The 20504-nt window shown below is 56.0% G+C and carries 20 protein-coding genes; 1 reads left to right on the top strand and 19 read right to left on the bottom strand.

Annotated elements, in window-relative coordinates; translation table 11 throughout:
* Positions 1-18: 18 nt before the first annotated feature.
* From uvrC to AC0L6S_RS05585, 7 genes are all read right to left on the bottom strand, one after another.
* Positions 19-1842: an excinuclease ABC subunit UvrC gene (gene uvrC, locus AC0L6S_RS05555; RefSeq protein ID WP_473427432.1), complete on the bottom strand. Its 1824-nt coding sequence runs from the start codon at positions 1840-1842 to the stop codon at positions 19-21.
* Positions 1839-2885 (bottom strand): UDP-N-acetylmuramate dehydrogenase, encoded by a 1047-nt coding sequence (murB, locus tag AC0L6S_RS05560; RefSeq protein WP_473427433.1) that lies wholly within the window; start codon positions 2883-2885, stop codon positions 1839-1841. The genes uvrC and murB overlap by 4 nt, the downstream gene beginning before the upstream one ends.
* On the bottom strand, positions 2872-3351 hold the full coding sequence (locus AC0L6S_RS05565; protein ID WP_473428551.1) for a low molecular weight protein-tyrosine-phosphatase: 480 nt from the start codon (positions 3349-3351) through the stop codon (positions 2872-2874). Before AC0L6S_RS05565 ends, murB begins: the two co-directional genes overlap by 14 nt.
* An 11-nt stretch (positions 3352-3362) precedes the next feature.
* Entirely contained in the window at positions 3363-4127 is a 765-nt protein-coding gene (gene kdsB / locus AC0L6S_RS05570) for a 3-deoxy-manno-octulosonate cytidylyltransferase (protein WP_473427434.1), read from the bottom strand.
* Between the two features lie 21 nt (positions 4128-4148).
* On the bottom strand, positions 4149-4580 hold the full coding sequence (locus AC0L6S_RS05575) for an ExbD/TolR family protein (RefSeq protein WP_473427435.1): 432 nt from the start codon (positions 4578-4580) through the stop codon (positions 4149-4151).
* Positions 4577-5200, bottom strand: a complete 624-nt coding sequence (locus AC0L6S_RS05580; protein WP_473427436.1) for a MotA/TolQ/ExbB proton channel family protein — start codon at positions 5198-5200, stop codon at positions 4577-4579. Before AC0L6S_RS05580 ends, AC0L6S_RS05575 begins: the two co-directional genes overlap by 4 nt.
* A gap of 76 nt (positions 5201-5276) precedes the next feature.
* On the bottom strand, positions 5277-7592 hold the full coding sequence (locus AC0L6S_RS05585; protein ID WP_473427437.1) for a DNA internalization-related competence protein ComEC/Rec2: 2316 nt from the start codon (positions 7590-7592) through the stop codon (positions 5277-5279).
* A 326-nt stretch (positions 7593-7918) separates the two neighbouring features.
* Between AC0L6S_RS05585 and AC0L6S_RS05590 the strand changes: the two genes are divergently transcribed.
* A complete protein-coding gene (locus AC0L6S_RS05590) occupies positions 7919-8395 on the top strand; it encodes a DUF2062 domain-containing protein (RefSeq protein ID WP_473427438.1) in 477 nt (158 codons plus the stop codon).
* On the opposite strand, the gene AC0L6S_RS05595 is transcribed toward AC0L6S_RS05590, so the two are convergent.
* From AC0L6S_RS05595 to AC0L6S_RS05650, 12 genes are all read right to left on the bottom strand, one after another.
* Positions 8379-9623, bottom strand: a complete 1245-nt coding sequence (locus tag AC0L6S_RS05595) for a lipoprotein-releasing ABC transporter permease subunit (protein ID WP_473427439.1) — start codon at positions 9621-9623, stop codon at positions 8379-8381. The two genes, AC0L6S_RS05590 and AC0L6S_RS05595, sit on opposite strands and share 17 nt — an antisense overlap.
* On the bottom strand, positions 9620-10300 hold the full coding sequence (locus tag AC0L6S_RS05600) for an ABC transporter ATP-binding protein (protein ID WP_473427440.1): 681 nt from the start codon (positions 10298-10300) through the stop codon (positions 9620-9622). Before AC0L6S_RS05600 ends, AC0L6S_RS05595 begins: the two co-directional genes overlap by 4 nt.
* Positions 10293-11555, bottom strand: a complete 1263-nt coding sequence (locus AC0L6S_RS05605; protein WP_473427441.1) for a lipoprotein-releasing ABC transporter permease subunit — start codon at positions 11553-11555, stop codon at positions 10293-10295. The genes AC0L6S_RS05600 and AC0L6S_RS05605 overlap by 8 nt, the downstream gene beginning before the upstream one ends.
* A 15-nt stretch (positions 11556-11570) precedes the next feature.
* Entirely contained in the window at positions 11571-11804 is a 234-nt protein-coding gene (nqrM, locus tag AC0L6S_RS05610; RefSeq protein ID WP_473427442.1) for a (Na+)-NQR maturation NqrM, read from the bottom strand.
* A 27-nt stretch (positions 11805-11831) separates the two neighbouring features.
* Positions 11832-12758 (bottom strand): FAD:protein FMN transferase, encoded by a 927-nt coding sequence (locus AC0L6S_RS05615; protein ID WP_473427443.1) that lies wholly within the window; start codon positions 12756-12758, stop codon positions 11832-11834.
* A 118-nt stretch (positions 12759-12876) separates the two neighbouring features.
* Positions 12877-14100, bottom strand: a complete 1224-nt coding sequence (gene nqrF, locus AC0L6S_RS05620) for an NADH:ubiquinone reductase (Na(+)-transporting) subunit F (RefSeq protein ID WP_473427444.1) — start codon at positions 14098-14100, stop codon at positions 12877-12879.
* Between the two features lie 16 nt (positions 14101-14116).
* A complete protein-coding gene (nqrE, locus tag AC0L6S_RS05625) occupies positions 14117-14725 on the bottom strand; it encodes an NADH:ubiquinone reductase (Na(+)-transporting) subunit E (protein WP_473427445.1) in 609 nt (202 codons plus the stop codon).
* Positions 14726-15388, bottom strand: coding sequence for an NADH:ubiquinone reductase (Na(+)-transporting) subunit D (locus AC0L6S_RS05630; RefSeq protein WP_473427446.1), 663 nt, complete (start codon positions 15386-15388; stop codon positions 14726-14728). It abuts the gene before it with no gap.
* Between the two features lie 2 nt (positions 15389-15390).
* Positions 15391-16167, bottom strand: coding sequence for a Na(+)-translocating NADH-quinone reductase subunit C (locus AC0L6S_RS05635; RefSeq protein WP_473427447.1), 777 nt, complete (start codon positions 16165-16167; stop codon positions 15391-15393).
* The gene (locus AC0L6S_RS05640; RefSeq protein ID WP_473427448.1) at positions 16157-17353 is read right to left on the bottom strand and encodes an NADH:ubiquinone reductase (Na(+)-transporting) subunit B; all 1197 of its coding nucleotides are present in this window, start codon (positions 17351-17353) and stop codon (positions 16157-16159) included. The genes AC0L6S_RS05635 and AC0L6S_RS05640 overlap by 11 nt, the downstream gene beginning before the upstream one ends.
* 3 nt (positions 17354-17356) lie before the next feature.
* Entirely contained in the window at positions 17357-18694 is a 1338-nt protein-coding gene (locus AC0L6S_RS05645; RefSeq protein ID WP_473427449.1) for a Na(+)-translocating NADH-quinone reductase subunit A, read from the bottom strand.
* Between the two features lie 282 nt (positions 18695-18976).
* The gene (locus AC0L6S_RS05650) at positions 18977-20446 is read right to left on the bottom strand and encodes a glyceraldehyde-3-phosphate dehydrogenase (protein ID WP_473427450.1); all 1470 of its coding nucleotides are present in this window, start codon (positions 20444-20446) and stop codon (positions 18977-18979) included.
* Positions 20447-20504 lie beyond the last annotated feature (58 nt).

Raw genomic sequence — 20504 nt, forward strand, 5'->3', positions numbered from 1 at the left:
GGCCGGGCTGTCTGCACGTCACTTTCCGGCATGTAAATGATCGTAAATCTGCTGCGCCATCGCGGCGTGGATGCCAGGAATTTTCTTCAGCTCCTCGACGTTGGCATTCTCCACGCCCTGTGCACTGCCAAAATGTCGCAGCAATACACGCCTGCGCTTGCTGCCCACACCGGGAATATCCTCCAATTTGGAACGCTGGCGGGCTTTGTCGCGGCGGGCCCGGTGCCCGGTGATCGCAAAGCGGTGGGCTTCATCGCGAATCTGCTGGATCAGGTGCAGCGCGCCGTGGTCGGGGGGCAACTGGCGCTCTTCACCTGTGGCGCCTTTTATGAGCGTCTCGAACCCCGCTTTGCGGGTTGTCCCCTTGGCGACACCGATCACCTCGATGCCCGAGACCTGTAATTCTTCCAGTACCGCCATAGCCTGCGCGACCTGCCCCTTGCCGCCGTCGATAAACAGCACATCCGGCATTGCCGCATCGGCCTTTTTGAGGCGCTTGTAGCGCCGCTCCAGCGCCTGGTGCATCGCGGCGTAGTCATCGCCTGCGACGATGCCTTCGATATTGAACTTGCGGTAGTCGGTTTTGCGCGGCCCCTGCTGGTCAAAAACCACGCAGGATGCGACTGTCGCCTCACCAGAGCTGTGGCTGATATCGAAACACTCCATGCGTTCGGGCAACTCGGGCAGTTCCAGAAGATCCTGCAGCGCCTGCAGACGTCGCAATACTGTCTGGCGGCCGGTGAGATGGGACGCCAGATTGGTCTCCGCCGTCTGCTGCGCCAGTTGCAACCACTGGGCACGGGAGTCTCGCACACGGCTGCGGATCTTTACCGCGCGCCCCGCCTGTGCGGACAGCGCATCCGCCAGAATTTCAGCGCTTTCGGGTGGCGCATTGACGATGATCTCAGCGGGAATTGCCCGCGCAGCACCCAGATAGAACTGCGGGATAAACGCCGCCAGTACCATCGCTACTGTCTCTTGCAGTTTCAGGGGTGGGTAATAGGTCTTGCTACCCAGCACCCGCGCACCGCGCACAAACAGCACCTGCACACAGGCGCGGCCGTTCGATACCGCTGCGGCGAGAATATCGAGGTCGCCGCTTACCCCTTCGATACCCTGGCTGGCCTGCACTTGCTGTAGCTGGACGATCTGATCGCGATAGACTGCGGCCTTTTCATAGGCGAGCTCGGCAGCCGCTTTCTCCATATCATCTGCCAACCGCTCCATCAGTTGCGAGGATTTACCGCGCAGGAACAAACTGGTGCTGGCAACCTGTTCGGCGTAGTCCTCCTCGCTGACCAGCCCTACACAGGGGCCGCTACACCGATCGATCTGATACTGCAGGCAGGGCCGTGAGCGGTTGCGGAAATAGCTGTCTTCACAGGGCCGCATCTTGAACACTTTCTGCAGAAACTGCAGCGATTCTCGCACCGCACCGGCGCTTGGGTACGGCCCGAAGTATTCACCCTTGCGTCGCTTTGTCCCGCGATGCAAGGCGATACGCGGGAACTTTTCCTGTGTGGAGACAAAGATATACGGGTAGGATTTATCGTCGCGCAGCAGGATGTTATACGGTGGCCGCTCCGTCTTGATCAGGTTGTGCTCGAGCAGCAGCGCATCAACCTCGGTACTGGTCACTGTCACTTGTATGTCGTGGATGCGGGCGACCAGCGCCATGGTTTTATCGGTGAGGCCACTGGCTCGAAAGTAACTGCCGACGCGGTTTTTCAGGTTCTTGGCTTTGCCGACATAGAGCAGGTCACCGCTGGCATCGTACATCTGGTAGACGCCGGGACGGGTGGTCAGTGTTTTCACAAACGCCTTGTGATCGAACTCGGTCATACCCGTTCACCGTATATCCGCGGTTCGATTTCCAATTGTACGCCAAACGTTTTTTCCACGGATTGCGCAATGTCGTCGGCGAGCTGTAACAGCGTCGCACCTCGCTGACCGCCATAGTTGACCAGCACGAGGGCATGGCCGGCATGCACTCCCACGTTGTCGCGCCGAAACCCCTTCCAGCCGCAGTGGTCGATCATCCAGGCGGCAGAGACTTTGACCCTACCATCGTCTTGTGGAAAACGCGGCAACTCGGGGTGTATCGCCGCTAGCGCTGCAGCCGACACTTCGGAAATCACCGGGTTTTTAAAAAAGCTGCCGGCATTGGGGATGACAGCGGGATCCGGTAGCTTGCTGCGCCGGATATCGACAACCGCAGCAAATACCGCTTCTGGCGTTGCGTCTATCTCCGGGTGTTCATCAAAGTACCCGACGAGTGCGGGATACGAGGTTTTGACAGCATTGTGTAGTGACAGCTGCAGATCAACAGCCGTGATGACCAGTTGATCTTTGAGATCATTTTTAAAAATACTGTCGCGGTAGCCAAACTCGCACTCGTGGTTAGAGAGCTCAACAGGCAAGTCATCGGCAATATTACGGGCATGTACCCTCATTACGCTGGAGCACAGCTCGACGCCGTAGGCACCGATATTCTGTATGGGCGCCGCGCCGACAGTACCGGGAATCAGGGCGAGGTTTTCGAGCCCGTAGTACCCCTGTTGCAGGGTCCATCGTACAAACGCATGCCAGTTTTCACCGGCGGCGACGCGCAGTGTAACGGTGTCGATATCCTTGTCTAATACTTCGATGCCGCGCATTTGCTGGCGCAACACCAATGCGTTGACATCACCGGCCAACACAATGTTGCTCCCCTCCCCCAACGCTACCACGGGTAACTGCCATGCTCTCGCTTGCGCCAGCGCCTGCAGTAGCTGCTGATCGCTGTTGACGGTGACGAGAGCTTGCGCGCGTGCTTGCAGCGCGAGCGAATTATAAGCTTGCAACGCCTCTCCCCGCGCAATGGTCATGGCGTCAGGAACGCCCACCAGCGATCCGCTGTAGCAGGCCTGCGCTGGCCGATTCGATGAGATCCAGCACGTGGACAAAACCTTCGTCGCCCTTGTAGTAAGGGTCCGGTACGTTGGTCAATGCTGTGCCCTTGGCAAATTCAAGGAACAACCCCAGATGTCCGCGGTAGTGCTCCGGGCGCAGTGCGTCCAGTTCATCGAGGTTGTCTTCATCCATCGCCAGTATGTAATCATAGCGCTCGAAGTCGCTGGCATCGACCTGTCGCCCGCGCAGTTGACTGATGTCATAGCCCCGTTCTGCCGCCGCTGCGGTGGCGCGTGAATCCGGTGGCCTGCCGATGTGCCAGTCGCTGGTACCACAGGAGTCAACGTGGATCGTCTCTTGTAAGCCTTCCCGTGCTGCTAGTGCGGTGAACACGCCTTCTGCGGTTGGCGAACGGCAGATATTCCCGAGGCAAACAAAAAGCACACTGGTCGGGTTCACGGCGGGCACGATCAGTTACCTCCGCTCAATACGTCGCGAACCGCTGCCAGATCATCCTGCGTGTCGACACCGGCTGGCACCCGCTGGCACACCTCGTCGACATGAATACCCACACCGTGGTGCAGCGCTCGCAACTGCTCCAGACATTCCAATTGCTCCTGCGGCGCGGGCGCCCAGTTCACATAGCGGTGCAGGAAACCGGTGCGGTAGGCGTAGATACCGATATGTCGATACCATTTGCCGCTGGCAGGCATCTCACTTTGATCCGCCAGAAATGCATCGCGCGGATACGGCACGGGCGCGCGGCTAAAATACAGCGCCAATCCGCTGGCATCCCTGACGACCTTTACCACATTGGGGCTGATCAGTTCGGCAATGGCAGTGATTTCCTCACACAAGGTCGCGATACCGGCCTGTGTATGTTGCTGCAGGTTCGCCGCCACCTGATCAATGACCTGTGGCGGTATCAGGGGCTCATCGCCCTGCACGTTGACCACAATATGATCATCGGGCAACCCCAGCTCCTCGACCACCTGTTGCAAGCGGTCGGTACCCGAGGGGTGTTCAGGGCGCGTCATACACACCTCCGCGCCGAAAGCTTGGGCGGCGGACACGATACGGTCATCGTCAGTGGCAATCACCACACGCTCGGCAGCACTCGACTGCGCCTGCTCCCAGACACGTTGCACCATGGCTTTACCGAGAATATCCAGCAGCGGTTTACCCGGCAGGCGCGTCGAGCCGTAGCGCGCGGGTATAACGACGGTGTAGGCCATAGAACGCTCCCAGCGATCCGGTTAAGGTGCAGCCGGCTCGCTGGCCGGCTGTACGGTGGTGATACTCAGATGTACGAAACCCATCTGTCCCGCGGCATCCATCGCCTTTACAACATCCTCGTGCGCAGCCTGCGCATCGGCTGAGATCATCATCGGCATAGTGGTATCGCCGGCCGATATCTTATAGATCGCGGCTTGTAATGTACGCAGGCGCGTATCCACCAATGCTTCACCGTTGACACGGTAATTGCCCTGCTCATCTACCAGCACTTCAATCTGTTGCTCCGCCGTTTCCACGGGCTTCCCCTGGGCTTCCGGCAGGTCAATACTCAACTGCGTTTCCCTGGTGAACGACGTAGAGACCATAAAGAAAATCAACAGCAGAAAGACAACGTCAATAAGCGGCGTCAGGTTGACCGAGGTTTCTTCACGACGCTGGCGCCTGAATTTCACGGTGCGGCTTCCGTGTTCTCTTCACTGTGCAGGGCATCCACCAGTTTGATGGTTTCCTGTTCAAGCTCCACCACGATAGCGTCGATTTTGCCCAGAAAATAGCGGTGCATCACCAGTGCAGGAATCGCTACTGTGAGGCCAGCTGCTGTGGTAATCAGCGCCTGAGAAATACCGCCGGCGAGGGCACTGGCATTACCGGAGCCCTGCACCATGATCTCAGCAAACACCTCGATCATTCCGAACACCGTACCGAGCAGGCCCAGCAACGGAGTCACTGCGGCAACCGTTCCCAAAGTATTGAGATACCGCTCTAGGTCGTGCACCACATGTGCCGCCGCCTCCTCGATGCTCTCTTTCATCACATCGCGCCCGTGGTAGGCGTTGGCCAATCCGGCCGCGAGAATGCGACCCAGAGGCGAGGATTGGCGCAGGGTACGGAGTTTGCCAGCGTCCAACTCACCGTGCTTGAGCTGTTTCCAGACGGTGGCTAGCAGGTGAGGTGGCGCGATTTTCTTTGGATTGAGTGTGTAAAAGCGCTCGATACAGATGGCCAGCATCAGTATGGAGCACAACACTATGGGCACCATTAGCCATCCGCCAGCCATCAACAATTCAAGCACATTTACGCCCCGTCCAGAGAAATTTATGGACGCATTATACGCATAGCACCGCAGATGGGTGAAGCCGCAGCAGCACTCACATCCAATACCGGCGAACGACCCGGCGATATGCCCAGACCTCGAGATCTTCGCCCGGCCTGATCGTGAATTCCAGCCCCCCGGATATCGCCGTGGACAGGACAGTCGCCTCATGCCTGCCCAATCTGGCGATAATAGCGGGGTGCGGGTGACCGAAGCGGTTGGCATAACCGGCGCTGATCACCACCAGCTGGGGACGCACTGTTTTGAGAAATGCCGTGGATGTAGAGGTTTTGCTACCATGGTGCGCAGCGGCCAGCCAATCGCTTACGAGGCTGTCGCTCCAGTAGCGTACCAGCATCTTTTCGCGACTGGATTCGATGTCGCCGGGCAGCAGCAGGCGGTACTCCCCCACCTGTATCTGCAGCACACAGGAACTGTCATTGCGACGACGCGGCACCTCTTGTGCTGGCGATAAAAACTGGAAGGTCTGTCCCCCTGGCCATCGCCACGCCTCACCGGCGATACAGGGTCGCCCCGCCGACAAACCGTCGTATGCATGCTCCTCGACACCACCATAGCGAAACCGATCGACAGTCAGCACATCCCTGATGGCTGCGGTACCGGCACTGTGGTCGAGGTCCGGGTGACTGATGACAAGCGTATCGAGCGCGTTAATACCCTCGCGCTGCATGTAAGGTAACACAGCGAGCGTCGCCATATTGACACCGTTGGGGTCCCCGCCACCAGTATCATACAGCAGGGCCATATCACCGGATCGCACCACCACGGCGGTGCCCTGCCCCACGTCTATGACGGAGACCTTCGTGTCAGCTACCGCCGCATCAGGGGATGGCTGCACGGGCAGGATCATGGGCAGGGCCATCATAGCGGCCAGGATTTTTAATGTCCTGCCCCCAGGCAACACACACAGGGCGACGGCCAGCACACTCAGCAGGGCCAGTTCGATGTCTGCGTTTAACGGGACATACAGCCAGTTGCCCCCGTGTTCGGTGAGGCTGGCACCAAGCGGCAGCAGGTAGTCCAACGGCCACGCGGCCAGATACCACAACGATGACGCCATCTCCCAGCCGCAGAGAAAACACAGCGCAGCCAGTAGCGTCAGGGGCACCACCAGCCAACCGACTAGAGGAATCATCAGCAGATTGGCGAATACTGCAATCAAGCTGCCTCCGCCAAAAAACAGTGCGCCCAACGGCAGCATAAATAGCGAGATGGCGGCTTGCGTCTGCACAGCGAGGCGCAGTGGCCCAACACCGCGCTGCCACACGCCAAACCACAACAGTGCAGCCACGGCACCGAAAGACAGCCAGAACCCGCTGCCCACGGCTGCGAGGGGGCTTAGCAGCAACACACAGGCGGCAGCCAGTAACAGGCTGTTACCCGCAATGGCTTTACGGCCGGCTATGCTTGCCAACACAAAACATGCCAGCATACACAGTGCGCGTTGCACTGGCAGTGACATCCCGGCTAGCGCGCCGTACAGGGCTGCCACACACAGCGCAACAACTGGCGGCAGCCAACGACCGCCAGCATACACGGGCGACAACAGACGTAGCAAAAGGCCTCCCAAAAGCATACCAACAGCCGCCACCATGCCCACATGCAGGCCGGAAATCACCAGCAGATGATTGATGCCGAATTGCTGGAACAGTGACCACAGAGATGCACCAATACCGCTGCTGTCTGCCACTGATATGGCCTGCAACACTGCGGCCACATCCGGTCGTAGCCCCAGCTCACTGATACGCTTACTGATGCGTTGTCGCATCCGGTCAGGTAATGCAGAAAACCCGGTAGCGTGCCCTATCAACCTGGGCAACTGCCCACTCTCGCGCACACTGCCAATGGCATCTATACCATTGCGTGTAAACCACGCCTGCATGTTATACAGACCCCGGTTCCCCAATCCCCATACTGACTTGAGTCTGGCTTCAAACTGCCATAAATCGCCGGGTTCTATCTCATGGTCTCCGTAGTACGATAACTGCAGCGTTTGTGGGCCGGCACAGTGCAGAGGCTTCAACGTTTTGACGGCGAACTCAAAACGTTGGCGTGGCACTGCTCCGCGTATCAGGCTGGTTCTGGGCAGAGAGCTGACACTTCCGCTTACTGTAAGGGGGATGCCAACACAGTCTTCTGCGATACGCGACTGCAACAGCAGTGTACCGTGAACACAACCGACAAGGCAGCCAAGCCCGAGCCCTGCGAGAAAGGCAATGAATGGAGTGCGTCGCAATAGAACGCCCAGCCCTGCGGTGGCAAACAAACCATACGCCGGCCACGGCGGCAGTGCTGGCCAGAAACCGACACTGACAATGCCCGACACCAGTCCAATCATCCATGATTGCATACGGTGTTTCCTGCACAGTAGATCTAGCGCAGCGCAATGGTGTGTTCACAGGGATGACAGAACCAGCACTGCGTCTAAGCGCAGGAGGCAGTACAAACTGCAAACGGTGTCACATCCTGCCACGCAAAATCCGGTTTAAAAACAGACACTGATCACGCATAATGCCATGCCTTGTCTAATGCCCCTGCGAGTCCACAGTGTCGAGCGTGGGAGTCAAACACAAAGAGTTGTAAGTTGGCAGCTCACATTCGACCACGCCGGATATGCCCAAAAAAATCCTCAGACGCATTGTTCCCAGTCCTGTAAGAGTCCGCAGGATCAAGGCGTTGGGAGTTCTTGGCGATTGGGTCTACGCCAGCAACCTCTGGCACTTGAATCGCTATTCCGCATCCATGGCTTTCTTCGTCGGTCTGTTTGTGGCGTTTATGCCCATACCCGGGCAGACTGTGCTGGCGGCCGTACTGGCGGTGTGGGTGCGCTGCAATCTCCCACTGGCGGTTACCTTGGTATTCATCACCAACCCACTGACCATGGCCCCCATCTTTTTCCTGGCTTATGAGATCGGTGCATTGATTATCGATGTACCGGTCAAGGATGTTGAGATGGCGCTGAGTTTTCACTGGTTGGCCAATAGTCTGGCCGCCATATGGAAACCGTTTCTATTGGGGTGCCTGCTGTGCGGATTATTCTTTGGCAGCGTAGGCTACGTTGTGATCAGCCTGTTTTGGCGATGGCATGTCGTCAGACAGTGGCAGGCGCGTAAACGTGCACGGGAAGCTAGAAAGCTCAGTGATCCTGATTGAGAATCATTGCAGGGGCCATTCTGGCAGCGCGTCTGGCCGGATAAATAGCCGCGATCACACACATACCCAGTGCTATGCCGCCTACCGTAAAGATGTCACTGGCTAACAGATCCACCGGCAGGAAAGACACGGGGTACACATCAGTATTGAGGAACTGTATACCCAGCATATCCTCCAGTTGACTCACCAGCGCCGGCACAGCCAGGCTTCCCAGCGCACCGACAACACTCCCCAATACCACGCCTACAAGACCTATCATTGCGCCCTGCAATACGAATATCCACGCGATATCAGGCCCAGTGGCGCCGAGAGTCCGCAATATCGCGATGTTGCCCTGCTTGTCCAGCACCACCAGTACCAGTGACGACACCACGTTAAACGCGGCTACCGCAATGATCGAAAACAGCAGAATCGACACCATATCGCGCGACAGCTGAATAGCGGCGTAGAGGTTGCCGTGCGTTAGCATCCAGTTGCTGCTGTAGAAACCAGGCGGCAGTATCTCCTGCAGTTCCCAGCCGATCTGTTGTACGTCAAAAAGCCGATTTGTGGATACCCTGAAACCGCTAACGCGTCCATTGAGCCCCGCTAACTCTGATGCCAGATCCAGATGTACCAGAGCGACACTCTGGTCCAGCTCCGTGCCGGTGTTAAGAATGGCGCTGAGTTGCACCGTTTGAAAACGTGCGGGCCCCATCGCACCGGCCTGTCCGGACCCCGGCACAATCAGGTTCAATCGCTCCCCAATTCCGACACCCAGACTCTGTGCAACGCCTGAACCCAGTATGAGCCCGTTGGCCTGCTGCTGAAAATCGGCGGCATCGCTTTTCTTCAAATAGGCAGCGATCGACTGGAATGCATCGGATTCGTCCAGGCCAAGCCCGATGCCCCTTACCGTTTCTATATCGGTACCGCGCGTCACAAGCGCATCAAACTGCGCGAAGGGTGTCACCTCTTCAACCGCAGGGTGACTTTTGATCACCGCCATCGCCTGCGCCTCGTTATCGATGGGCATCGCCGAGTATACCGTCAGGTGTGGGACCAGCGAGAGGATGCGTTCGCGCATTTCCTTGTCGAATCCATTCATCACCGACAGCACAATGATGAGCAGGCTGATCGCAAGTACCAGTCCCAGCATGGAGAGCGAGGATAAAAATGCGGACAAATGCCCCTGGCCAAACGCAAAGGTATAGCGCACCGCGATACGCAAGCGTTCCAGACGGGTCATCGCAACTCCTGCAGCACACCGTCGCGCAATTCCAGCGTGCGGTTCATATGAGCGGCTATGGCCGGATCATGCGTTACCACGACGAAGGATGCTAGATCCTGCCCGAGTTCGTCGATCAGGGCTAACACTTGCGATGCTGAGCGCGGGTCCAGGTTGCCCGTGGGCTCATCGAGCAGCACACAATCGGGGCGCGTGACAAGCGCCCTGGCAATCGCGACTCTCTGCCGCTCGCCACCGGACAACTGCGCAGGACGATGTGACAGGCGATGCCCCATACCGACACGCTCCAGCATTGCCTGAGCGGCCTGCCACGCGACCTTGCGAGTGTCGCCACCGATCAGTAAGGGCATCGCCACGTTCTCCTGAGCATCGAATTCTGGTAACAAATGATGAAACTGATAAACAAAGCCCAGCTGTTCATTGCGCAGCCGGCACAATGCGGCTTCGTTCAGTTGCGTGAGATCCCTGCCGCGCATCAGCACCTTGCCACTGCTGGGATTATCGAGGCCTCCCAGCAGGTTCAACAGGGTCGATTTACCCGAACCGGAGCCACCGATGATAGCGATTTTCTCGCCCGCCTGCAGTGTCAGATCCACACTCCGCAGCACTGTGACAGATTTGTCACCGTCATCGTACACACGACACAATGCCTCGCACTGCAGTACCACATCATTCATAACGCAACACCTCAGCTGGCGCGATACTGGCGGCTCGCCATGCGGGATAAAGAGTCGCCAACAAACTCAAGATGAAGGAGGCCATCACCACCATGGCCACGTCCATTGTTTGCAAATCGGCGGGAAGCTCACTGATAAAGTAAACGGTAGGATCAAACAGTTTCATGCCCAGTACATTCTCTACGGTCGCAGTGATGGCCGCGATATTCGTTGCAAGCAACGCACCGAGCAACGCACCAACGGTTATGCCAACGCCGGCCAGTACCAGCCCGTGCGCGACAAAGATTGCCATAATACCACTGGCGCGCGCGCCCATGGTTCGCAGTACAGCGATATCACGACGCTTTTCCGCAACCGACATCACCAACGTGGAAACAATATTGAAGGCCGCTACCGCGACTACGCTGAGCAGCAGCAGGCTGACCATGATCTTTTCCAGCTTGACGGCACGGAACAGTGAGCCCTGGGTCTGGCTCCAGTCTTTCACCACGTAACTTGCTGGCAGGTCAGCCGCCACTGTCCGCATGATGTCCGGTGCGGCGAACAGATCCCGTGTTTTGACCTGTAGGCCATCTACCCTGCCCTTGCTGCCAAGCAGTTTTTGACCGGTAGATAACGAAATATATGCCTGATAGGCATCTGGCTGAGCACCAATCTGGAAAAGCCCAGTAACTTTCAGCCTTTTCGAGCGAGGAAACAAGCCGAGAGGCGTAACCGTCAGGCGTGGCACGGTAACCTCAACGTAATCGCCTGGAACAACGCGTAGCATACTCGCCAGTGTTGCGCCGAGTATCACATTGAAGCCGCCGCTCTCCAAACTGTCCAGCTCACCAGAGATTATTGCGGACGGCAGATCGGATACTCCACTTTCCAACTTCGGGTCTACCGCTGTAATTACCACGGCGCGGCGATTGCCACTATTGCCGATGATGGCTTTCTCAGAGATATACGGTGCCACAGCCACAATATCGGGAACCGCTGCAATCTGCTGCTGCAACTGGGGCCACTGCGCGATTCCTGCGCTGTCACTTTCGACATACCCATGCGGTACCAGCGACAGAATACGGCCACGTAGTTCTCCGGCAAATCCGTTCATTATCGAAAGTACGACGATCAGACTAGCGACGCCTAGTACCATTCCCAGCATGGACACCGTGGCGATAACAGAAGTGAAGCGGTTGCGTTTGCGGCTGAAACTGTAGCGCACACCGATAAAGGGCGCGTAATTCGCAATGGTGGTGCCAGAAGCGCTCACGTCGGCTATCCGTTGTTATTCGTCAGCCTGGTAGTAGAGGTCTGCTTTTTTCTTCGACGTATCACCACTGCGTGACTCTTCTTCACAGCGCTGGGGATTGCCGCCACACAATTCACAGGCGGTATCAACGCCCAGTGCGCCCATGCCGCCACAAGACCCTTTGATCGGCGATCTCCCGGCAATAACGCCAACGGCCATCGCCCCTATAACCAGGCCGAATACCAGAACTGTGATTACAAAAAGTGCCATTTGCCTACTCTTCCTTTAGGGAACGCCTTACAACGTTTGCTGGTCGAGATAGCGCGAAAACTGCGCTGTGTGACTGTGTTTAAAGTCGTCATTAACCCTACGTATGAAATATACCGCCAACCCCTGTGCTTTCGCTACTGCCATCGCACGCTTGTGACCAAGCACGATAAGCGCCGTCGCCCATGCATCTGCTACCATACAGCTTTGATGCACCACCGTCACCGACACAAGATCGTGTTCCACCGGGTAGCCGGAGCGCGGATCAATCGAATGCGAATAGCGGTGCCCCTCAGACTCAAAATAGTTGCGGTAGTCGCCTGAGGTGGCCAGTGCTACATCGGTCAGGCTTATCGCAGTGGCAACCGAACGCTCGCTGCTATCGGGTTGTTCAATTGCGATTCTCCATGGGTCATCCCGCGCGCTGAGGCCTGACAGTCGCATTTCACCGCCTACCTCGAGCATAAAACGGGAGATACCTTGAGACAGCAACCAGGCAGCCACCTGATCGACGGCATAGCCCTTAGCCAGAGATGAAAAGTCGACTGCAAGCATACTGCTTTTGCGCACGCGGTACTGTATTGGGTCCAGCTCAATCTTCTCTTGCCCAACCAGCCTCATCGTTTGCGCGACTTCAGAGTCCGATGGGGGAATACCCGCAACACCATTTGGGCCAAAACCCCATAAATCCACAAGCGGCGACACTGTTACATCGTAGGCACCTTCACTGCGCTCTCCAATATCCAGCGCTGTCTTCATCACTTCGATGAAATCTCCCGATGGTTTGAACCATTTCCCGGGCCCAGACGTATTAAAGTAGCTGATCTCCGAGTCACGACGGTAGGTGGACATACTGCGATCCACACGCTCCAGCGCTGACTCGATACCCACCAGTAGTTCGTTTTCATCAGGCCCATTTTCAACCGCAATATAACTCAAGTGCCACACTGTACCCATCGTGGCGCCGGACAGCTTGGTCGGTTCATTTTTCCCCGCACAAGCTGTCAAAAGTACCAGAGCCGTAAAACAAAAAAGCCACTCACGCGAGTGGCTTTGAATGAGGGCAGACAATTTCTTAACCACCGAAATCGTCGAGCATGATGTTTTCCGGCTCCACACCGAGCGACGTTAACATCTGGATCACGGCGGAGTTCATCATCGGCGGTCCACACATATAGTACTCACAGTCCTCGGGGGCCGGGTGATCTTTGAGATACTCTTCAAACAGCACATTGTGAATGAAACCGGTATAACCTTCCCAGTTGTCTTCGGGTTGCGGATCAGACAGCGCCACATGCCATTCAAAATTGTCGTTCTCGGCCGCGAGTTGGTCGTATTCATCCTCGTAGAACATTTCACGCAGCGAACGCGCACCGTACCAAAAGCTGATTTTACGCTTGCTATGCAGGCGCTTGAGTTGGTCGAACAGGTGCGAACGCATTGGCGCCATGCCCGCACCACCACCGATAAAGACCATCTCGGCATCGGTATCCTTGGCAAAAAACTCACCAAAAGGACCGTAGACCTTCACTTTGTCACCGGGCTTGAGGCCGAATACCCAGGATGACATCTGACCGCAGGGAATACCCTCGCTACCTGGAGGCGGTGTTGCGATCCGGATATTGAATTTCACCAGACCTTTTTCTTCAGGATAGTTTGCCATCGAGTAAGCACGGATAACCGTTTCTTCTACCACGGATTCGAGTTTGAAGAATCCAAAGCGCTCCCAGTCACCGCGATACTCTTCTTCAATGTCGAAATCAGAATACTTCACATGGTGCGGTGGGCACTCCAACTGGACATAACCACCGGCGCGGAAATCCACGTTCTCGCCCTCGGGTAGCTTAAGTGTGAGCTCCTTGATAAACGTGGCGACATTTGGGTTGGACTCAACGGTACATTCCCACTGCTTAACGCCGAACACCTCATCGGGGACACGAATTTCCATGTCCTGTTTGACGGAGGCCTGACAACTCAGCCGCCAACCTTCAGCCGCTTCCCGACGGTTAAAATGAGCTTGCTCTGTGGGCAACATAGAGCCGCCGCCCTCAGTGATAATGCATTTGCACTGTGCACAGGTTCCACCACCACCGCAGGCTGAGGGCAGAAACAGGTCGGCTTCTGATAGCGTCTGCAGTAACTTGCCTCCGGCGGGAACGGTAATGGTTTTTTCTCCATTGATGAGAATATTCACCGCACCGCTGCTCACCAGGCGTGAACGAGCCAGTAAGATTATGGCTACCAGCAGCAGCACGATTACCGTGAACATGCCGACGCCAAATACAATTGTCATTTCCATATCTGCTAAACCCTGCCTAGATATCGATGCCGCCGAAGGACATAAAGCCCAGTGCCATCAGGCCGGCGGTAATGAAAGTGATACCCAGCCCCTGCAGCCCCTGGGGCACATCAGAGTATTTGAGCTTCTCACGAATGCCTGCGAGTGCGACCACGGCCAGTGCCCAGCCCACACCCGATCCAATGCCAAACACGACACTCTCGGCAAAATCATAGTCGCGCTCCACCATGAACAGTGCCGCACCGAGAATGGCGCAGTTAACTGTAATCAGAGGCAGAAACACACCCAGTGCGTTGTACAGTGAGGGAATGAACTTATCGAGGAACATTTCCAGTATCTGCACAATCGCAGCGATCACACCGATGTATGACAACAGGCCGAGGAAACTCAAATCCATGTCGGGATAACCCGCCCAGGCAAGTGCGCCATCAGCCAACAGGTAGTTATAGATCAGGTTGTTAACCGGGACCGTGATACCCAATACAACGATTACTGCTATCCCCAGGCCTATCGCGGCGTCCACCTTTTTAGAAATCGCGAGGAAGGTACACATGCCCAGGAAAAAGGCGAGAGCCATATTTTCGATAAATATGGAGCGAACAAATAAACTGAGTAAGGCTTCCATCTACACGCCCTCCCCGACCGGTGTGTGTTTGGCAAGTTTGAACTCGGGTTCCTCGACCTGTTCAGTACGCACACTGCGCAGCACCCAGATAAATCCGCCGATCAGGAAGAATGCGCTCGGTGGCAGCAACAGCATGCCGTTGGGAACGTACCAACCGCCTTCTGTGACCAGCGGCAGGATTTCAAAGCCCATTAGCTTGCCGGAGCCGAACAATTCGCGAACCACTGCTACGGCGATCAGTACCACGCTGTAACCAAGGCCATTTCCTACACCGTCCATAAAACTAGCCAGTGGCGGATTTTTCATCGCAAAGGCCTCGGCGCGTCCCATCACAATACAGTTGGTGATGATCAGGCCCACAAAGACCGACAATTGCTTACTGATAGTGAATGCATAGGCCTTGAGGAACTGATCCACCACAATCACCAGTGATGCGATGATTACCATTTGCACGATGATCCGAATACTGCCGGGTATATGGTTGCGTATCGATGAGATAAACATACCCGAGAAAGCGGTGACTACGGTTAGCGCGACACACATCACCAGTGTCACCTGCAACGAGGAGGTAACGGCCAGTGCCGAACAGATACCCAGGATCTGCAATGCGATCGGGTTGTTCTTAAATATAGGCCCGGTAAGGGTTTCTTTGATGGCTGTCATAATCAGGCCTCCCCTGCTCGTAGATTGTTCAGGAACGGCTCAAAACCGTCCTCACCAAGCCAGAAATGGACAAGGTTGGTGATGCCCTTACTCGTGAGTGTTGCTCCGGCAAGGCCGTCGATCTCCCAGTTGGCGGTTGCAGCGTCAGGGTCTACAGCCCCTTTGACCAGCCCAATTTCGACGTCCCCGTCCCGGTAGACCAGTTTGCCCGGCCAGGATGCTTTCCAGCGCGGATTGTCGACTTCACCACCCAGCCCAGGTGTTTCGCCGTGCTCATAGAAACCCAGGCCGGCGATGGTGTTAGCGTCTGATTCCAGCGCGATGAACCCGTGCAGTGTCGACCACAGGCCATAGCCGCGAATCGGCAGAATGATTTTCTCAATATCACCTTGCGAGTTCTGCACGATATAAATTAGCGCATAATGCTCACGCCGCGAAATCTTGGCCAAATCCTCATCCGGCGTCAGTTCCTCTGACCGACCCGGATCCTTGGCTGCTTTGCGCTGATCGTACTTCTCAATATTCACAGCATCATCCGCGAATTTACCGGTCGTCAGGTCGACGACGCGGGTCTTGATCTGAGCGAACTGCTCATCAATCGATTCGCCCTCAACCAACATACCTGCCGCAGCGAGGATGTTGCGCTTGCGATCAAGGGTCTTGTTGACTTCCTGTATCGGCTTGAGCACCACCACCGCAGTAGAGACGATGACAGAGCACACAATGCACAGCGCAAAGGCAACAATCAGTGTTTTCTTGATACTGTCGTTACTGGACACGGGCAAGCCTCCGTTTGACATTGGCCTGCACCACAAAGTGGTCCATTAACGGCGCAAACAGGTTGGAGAACAGGATCGCCAGCATGATTCCCTCCGGAAAAGCCGGGTTAACGACGCGGATCAGGACGGTCATCACGCCAATCAGAATACCAAATGCCCACTTGCCACCATTTGTCATCGCGGCAGACACCGGGTCGGTCGCCATAAAGACCATACCGAAGGCAAAACCACCGGTAACCAGATGCCAATACCAGGGCATACCGAAGGCAGGGTTGGTGTCGGAGCCGACGGTGTTAAGCAGTGTAGAGAACGCTACCATACCGAGGAATACACCCAGCATGATACGCCAGGACGCGATGCGGGTTATTAACAACAACACCATGCCCAGCAGGATAGCGAGTGTCGAGGTCTCGCCGATGGAGCCGGGTATGGAACCGATAAAGGCTTCCATCCAGGTCCACGACTGCGTCAACGCATCCATACCGCCAGATGCGACAACCGACAGGGGTGTGGCACCGGTGTGGCCGTCTACTGCAACCCATACTGCGTCTCCCGACATTTGCGCGGGATAGGCGAAGTACAAAAACGCCCGGCCAACCAGCGCCGGATTGAGGAAGTTCTTCCCGGTACCGCCAAATACTTCCTTGCCGATGACCACACCAAAACTGATGCCTAACGCGACCTGCCAGAGAGGAATATCCGGCGGGCATGTCAGCGCAAACAATATCGACGTGACAAAAAAACCTTCATTCACTTCGTGTCCACGTTTCACCGCGAACAATATTTCCCAGGCGATACCCACCAGAAACGTCACAATATAGATGGGCAGAAAAAACACCGCACCGTACCAGAAACAATCCCAGATACTGCTGGCGTCATAGCCGCCGACCAGTTCGATCAGCCAGCCCCGCCAACCTTCAACGCCGGCACCAGCGGCCATCACGTCATTTGCCTGAAATCCGAGGTTGTACATGCCGTAGAACATCGCGGGAAAAGCTGCGAGCCAAACGGTGATCATAATCCGCTTCAGGTCTATCCCGTCACGCACGTGGGCGGTAGATTTTGTGACAGAGTCCGGCGCGTAGAGGAAGGTGTCGAACACCTCGTAGAGGGCATACCATTTTTGGAATCGGCCACCTTCCTGAAAGTGGTGTTCCATATTGTCTAGAATTTTTCTCAATCCCACGGCTTAACCCTCCTTCTCGATGCGCGTGAGGTTATCCCGCAGAATAGGCCCGTATTCGTATTTCCCCGGGCAGACATAGCTGCACAGAGCTAAATCTTCCTCTTCCAACTCCAGAGCGCCCAATGCCTGGGCCATCTCGGTGTCGCCCACTATCAACGCACGCAGAAGCTGTGTTGGCAGGATATCCAGCGGCATGATTTTCTCATAACTGCCCACCGGTACCATTGCACGCTCGCTCCCATTGGTGGTCGTGGTCATTGGCAGAGGCTTGGTGCCAAGGAGACTGGTGACGTATATACCGAGATTGGAGTGCTTTTTAAAGCCGGGAGACAGCCAGCCCATGAATTCCCGGTGACGCCCCTCCAACAAGACCGACACCTGGTTGTGGTAGCGGCCCAGATAAGCCGTGCCACCCTGAACACCCCGCCCACCGAGCACCGAGCCGGACACAATACGGCTTTCGCCGGCGTTGACCTGGCCGGCACACAAGGCCTGCAAGTCCGCTCCAAGACGTGTTCGAACGAGCCGCGGATCTTCAACTTGTGGACCTGCCAGCGCGACGACACGGCTGGTGTACAGCCGACCATCGAAAAACAGCCGCCCTATCGCAATAACATCCTGATAACCGATGGTCCAAACTGATTTATTCGCATTGACACCTTCAAGGAAGTGCACGTGGGTGCCGGCGAGACCGGCCGGATGGGGGCCGTCAAATTGTGCCAGTTCGATATTGGAGGCTGCGCCCTTGGGTATATTCGTTCCGGCAGCGGTGCAAAGGTAGAGCTTGCCCTGTGTGAGACGCGCCAGCAGATCCTGCCCAAGGCTAAACGCCTCTGCCTGCTCTGCAATGATCACCGCCGGGTCGGCCGCCAGTGGATGCGTGTCTATTGCCGTAACAAAAATGGCAGCCGCTTCGGATTCCGGTGCAGGCACCTTACTGAAGGGCCGGGTTCGCAGTGCCGTCCACTGCCCGCTGCGCACCAATTGCTCTCTAATAACATTAGCTTCGGGCAGCGAGGTGGCGGTACAGGTTGGAAAAACCTCGGCATCATCACCATCGATATCGATGACCACAGACTGCAACACACGCCGGGCACCGCGATTAATGGCCGCTACAACGCCTGCTGCGGGTGCGGTATAGACCACACCATCCGTTTTTTTATCGCTGAACAGTTCCTGGCCCAGCTTGACGCGGTCGCCTTCACGCACCGCCATCGTGGGTTTCATCCCGACATAATCGAATCCCACCAGTGCTACAGCACGAACAGGGGGTGCGTCTTCAATAACTTGCCGGGGAGCTCCCTGAATCGGAATATTCAAGCCCCGCTTGATCTTGATCATACGATCTGCCTACAGCTTCAAAACAATTGTGAGTGAACTGAAAATTACCGCAGAGACTCCCTGCTGATGGCCGGAATCCGCCCCGAAAAACGTCGAGCCCTGGCACTGGTCTGTCACTGGAATTCAAGCCGCGCGCATTATACCGGATAGGGTCCCTAAAAAACCACTCTGGTAGACGCTGAAGTCTGAATCTTAAGGAAATTTATAGTGCCCCGTGATCCCGATCAATTCAAGCACCCGGTAAAAGTGCCGCAATACCACCCTGCGTTGCCCGCAATCCGATCAGGACTTCGGATAGACTGGGTATTCGAGACCCGCCATCTGCTCCAGAATACGGTACACCTGACAACTGTAGCCAAATTCATTGTCATACCACAGATATACCACTGCCTGCTTGCCGTTCACGATCGTAGCCTTGGCATCGAAAATACAGGCGTGACGAGAGCCGACAAAATCGCTGGAGACAACTTCGGGGGATGCTGAGTAGTCTATTTGATTGCGTAGTGGTGAATGCAGCGCCTGATAGCGCATAAACTCGTTCAGTTCCTCGACAGACGTCTCACGGCTGAGTGTAAGATTGAGAATCGCCATGGAAACGTTGGGTGTCGGCACACGGATGGCATTTCCAGTCAGTTTCCCTGCCAACTGCGGCAAAACCTTGGCAGCTGCCACCGCCGCACCGGTTTCGGTGATCACCATGTTAAGAGGTGCCGCGCGCCCGCGACGGGACGCGCTATGGTAATTGTCGATCAGGTTCTGGTCGTTGGTAAACGCGTGGACAGTCTCTACATGACCGGCGACGATACCAAACTCATCATCGATCGCCTTCAGCGGCGGCGCAATCGCATTGGTGGTACAGGAAGCGGCGGAGATAATCGTATCTGCGGGATCGATTATGTCATTGTTGATACCGGCAACCACATTTTTCAGAGAGCCTTTGCCCGGTGCAGTGAGTAGCACTTTACTGACACCCTTGCTATTGAGGTGCTTGGAGAGGCCGGCTTCGTCGCGCCAGACGCCGGTATTGTCAATAATAATGGCGTTATTGATACCGTACTGCGTGTAATCGATATTGTCCGGCGCGTCGGCGTAAATAACCTTGATTTCATTGCCGTTTGCGACAAAAGACTGGCGTTCTTCATCCATCCGGATGGTGCCATCGAAAGCGCCGTGAACAGAATCGCGGCGCAATAGACTGGCGCGTTTTTCCAGATCGTTCGCCGCCTTGCCCTTGCGCACCACAATGGCCTTCAGGCGCAGGGTATCGCCGCCATTGGTCTGGTCGATCAGAATGCGTGCCATCAGGCGTCCGATACGGCCAAACCCGTAAAGCACCACATCCTGCGGCTGTTCTAGCGGTTTCCCCTTGAAGCCGACCAGTTCACCTAGCTCGCGGTCGAGGTACTGCTCAAGGCTGAGGCCTTCGGCTACGCCCTGCACAGAATAACCGACAGCGAGTCGACCTACATCTATATGGGCTGGCCCGAGATCCATCTGGCTCAGCCAATTAAATACAGGGAAGGTTTCCTTTTCGGAGAGCTCATTGCCCTCCACCTGGCGCACATACCGGTGATCTTTCATGATTTCCAGCACAGAACGGTTTACCAAAGGCTTGCCGTAGATGTAACACTCTACGTTTTTCTCACGGCACAACCGACCCACCAGAGGGATCATACCCTCGGCCAGGGCCTCGCGCTGTTTCCAGTCTTTGAAGTAGTCGTCGGGACGCGTACGCTTGCGATTGTTCGCCATTGGATACCTTAATTTTGCGCAAGAAAGTTCAGGGCGCGTATTATTATCCGTGGAGATA

It is taken from the genome of Halioglobus sp. D3-4 (assembly GCF_055809315.1).

Bases quoted from the DNA above. Each gene is read 5' to 3' on its own strand.
- AC0L6S_RS05595 (WP_473427439.1), bottom strand. From the start codon at position 9,623: ATGACCCGTCTGGAACGCTTGCGTATCGCGGTGCGCTATACCTTTGCG.
- AC0L6S_RS05600 (WP_473427440.1), bottom strand. From the start codon at position 10,300: ATGAATGATGTGGTACTGCAGTGCGAGGCATTGTGTCGTGTGTACGAT.
- kdsB (WP_473427434.1), bottom strand. From the start codon at position 4,127: ATGGCCTACACCGTCGTTATACCCGCGCGCTACGGCTCGACGCGCCTG.
- nqrF (WP_473427444.1), bottom strand. From the start codon at position 14,100: ATGGAAATGACAATTGTATTTGGCGTCGGCATGTTCACGGTAATCGTG.
- AC0L6S_RS05615 (WP_473427443.1), bottom strand. From the start codon at position 12,758: ATGGGTACAGTGTGGCACTTGAGTTATATTGCGGTTGAAAATGGGCCT.
- AC0L6S_RS05650 (WP_473427450.1), bottom strand. From the start codon at position 20,446: ATGGCGAACAATCGCAAGCGTACGCGTCCCGACGACTACTTCAAAGAC.
- AC0L6S_RS05585 (WP_473427437.1), bottom strand. From the start codon at position 7,592: ATGCAATCATGGATGATTGGACTGGTGTCGGGCATTGTCAGTGTCGGT.
- AC0L6S_RS05630 (WP_473427446.1), bottom strand. From the start codon at position 15,388: ATGACAGCCATCAAAGAAACCCTTACCGGGCCTATATTTAAGAACAAC.
- uvrC (WP_473427432.1), bottom strand. From the start codon at position 1,842: ATGACCGAGTTCGATCACAAGGCGTTTGTGAAAACACTGACCACCCGT.
- AC0L6S_RS05645 (WP_473427449.1), bottom strand. From the start codon at position 18,694: ATGATCAAGATCAAGCGGGGCTTGAATATTCCGATTCAGGGAGCTCCC.
- nqrM (WP_473427442.1), bottom strand. From the start codon at position 11,804: ATGGCACTTTTTGTAATCACAGTTCTGGTATTCGGCCTGGTTATAGGG.
- nqrE (WP_473427445.1), bottom strand. From the start codon at position 14,725: ATGGAAGCCTTACTCAGTTTATTTGTTCGCTCCATATTTATCGAAAAT.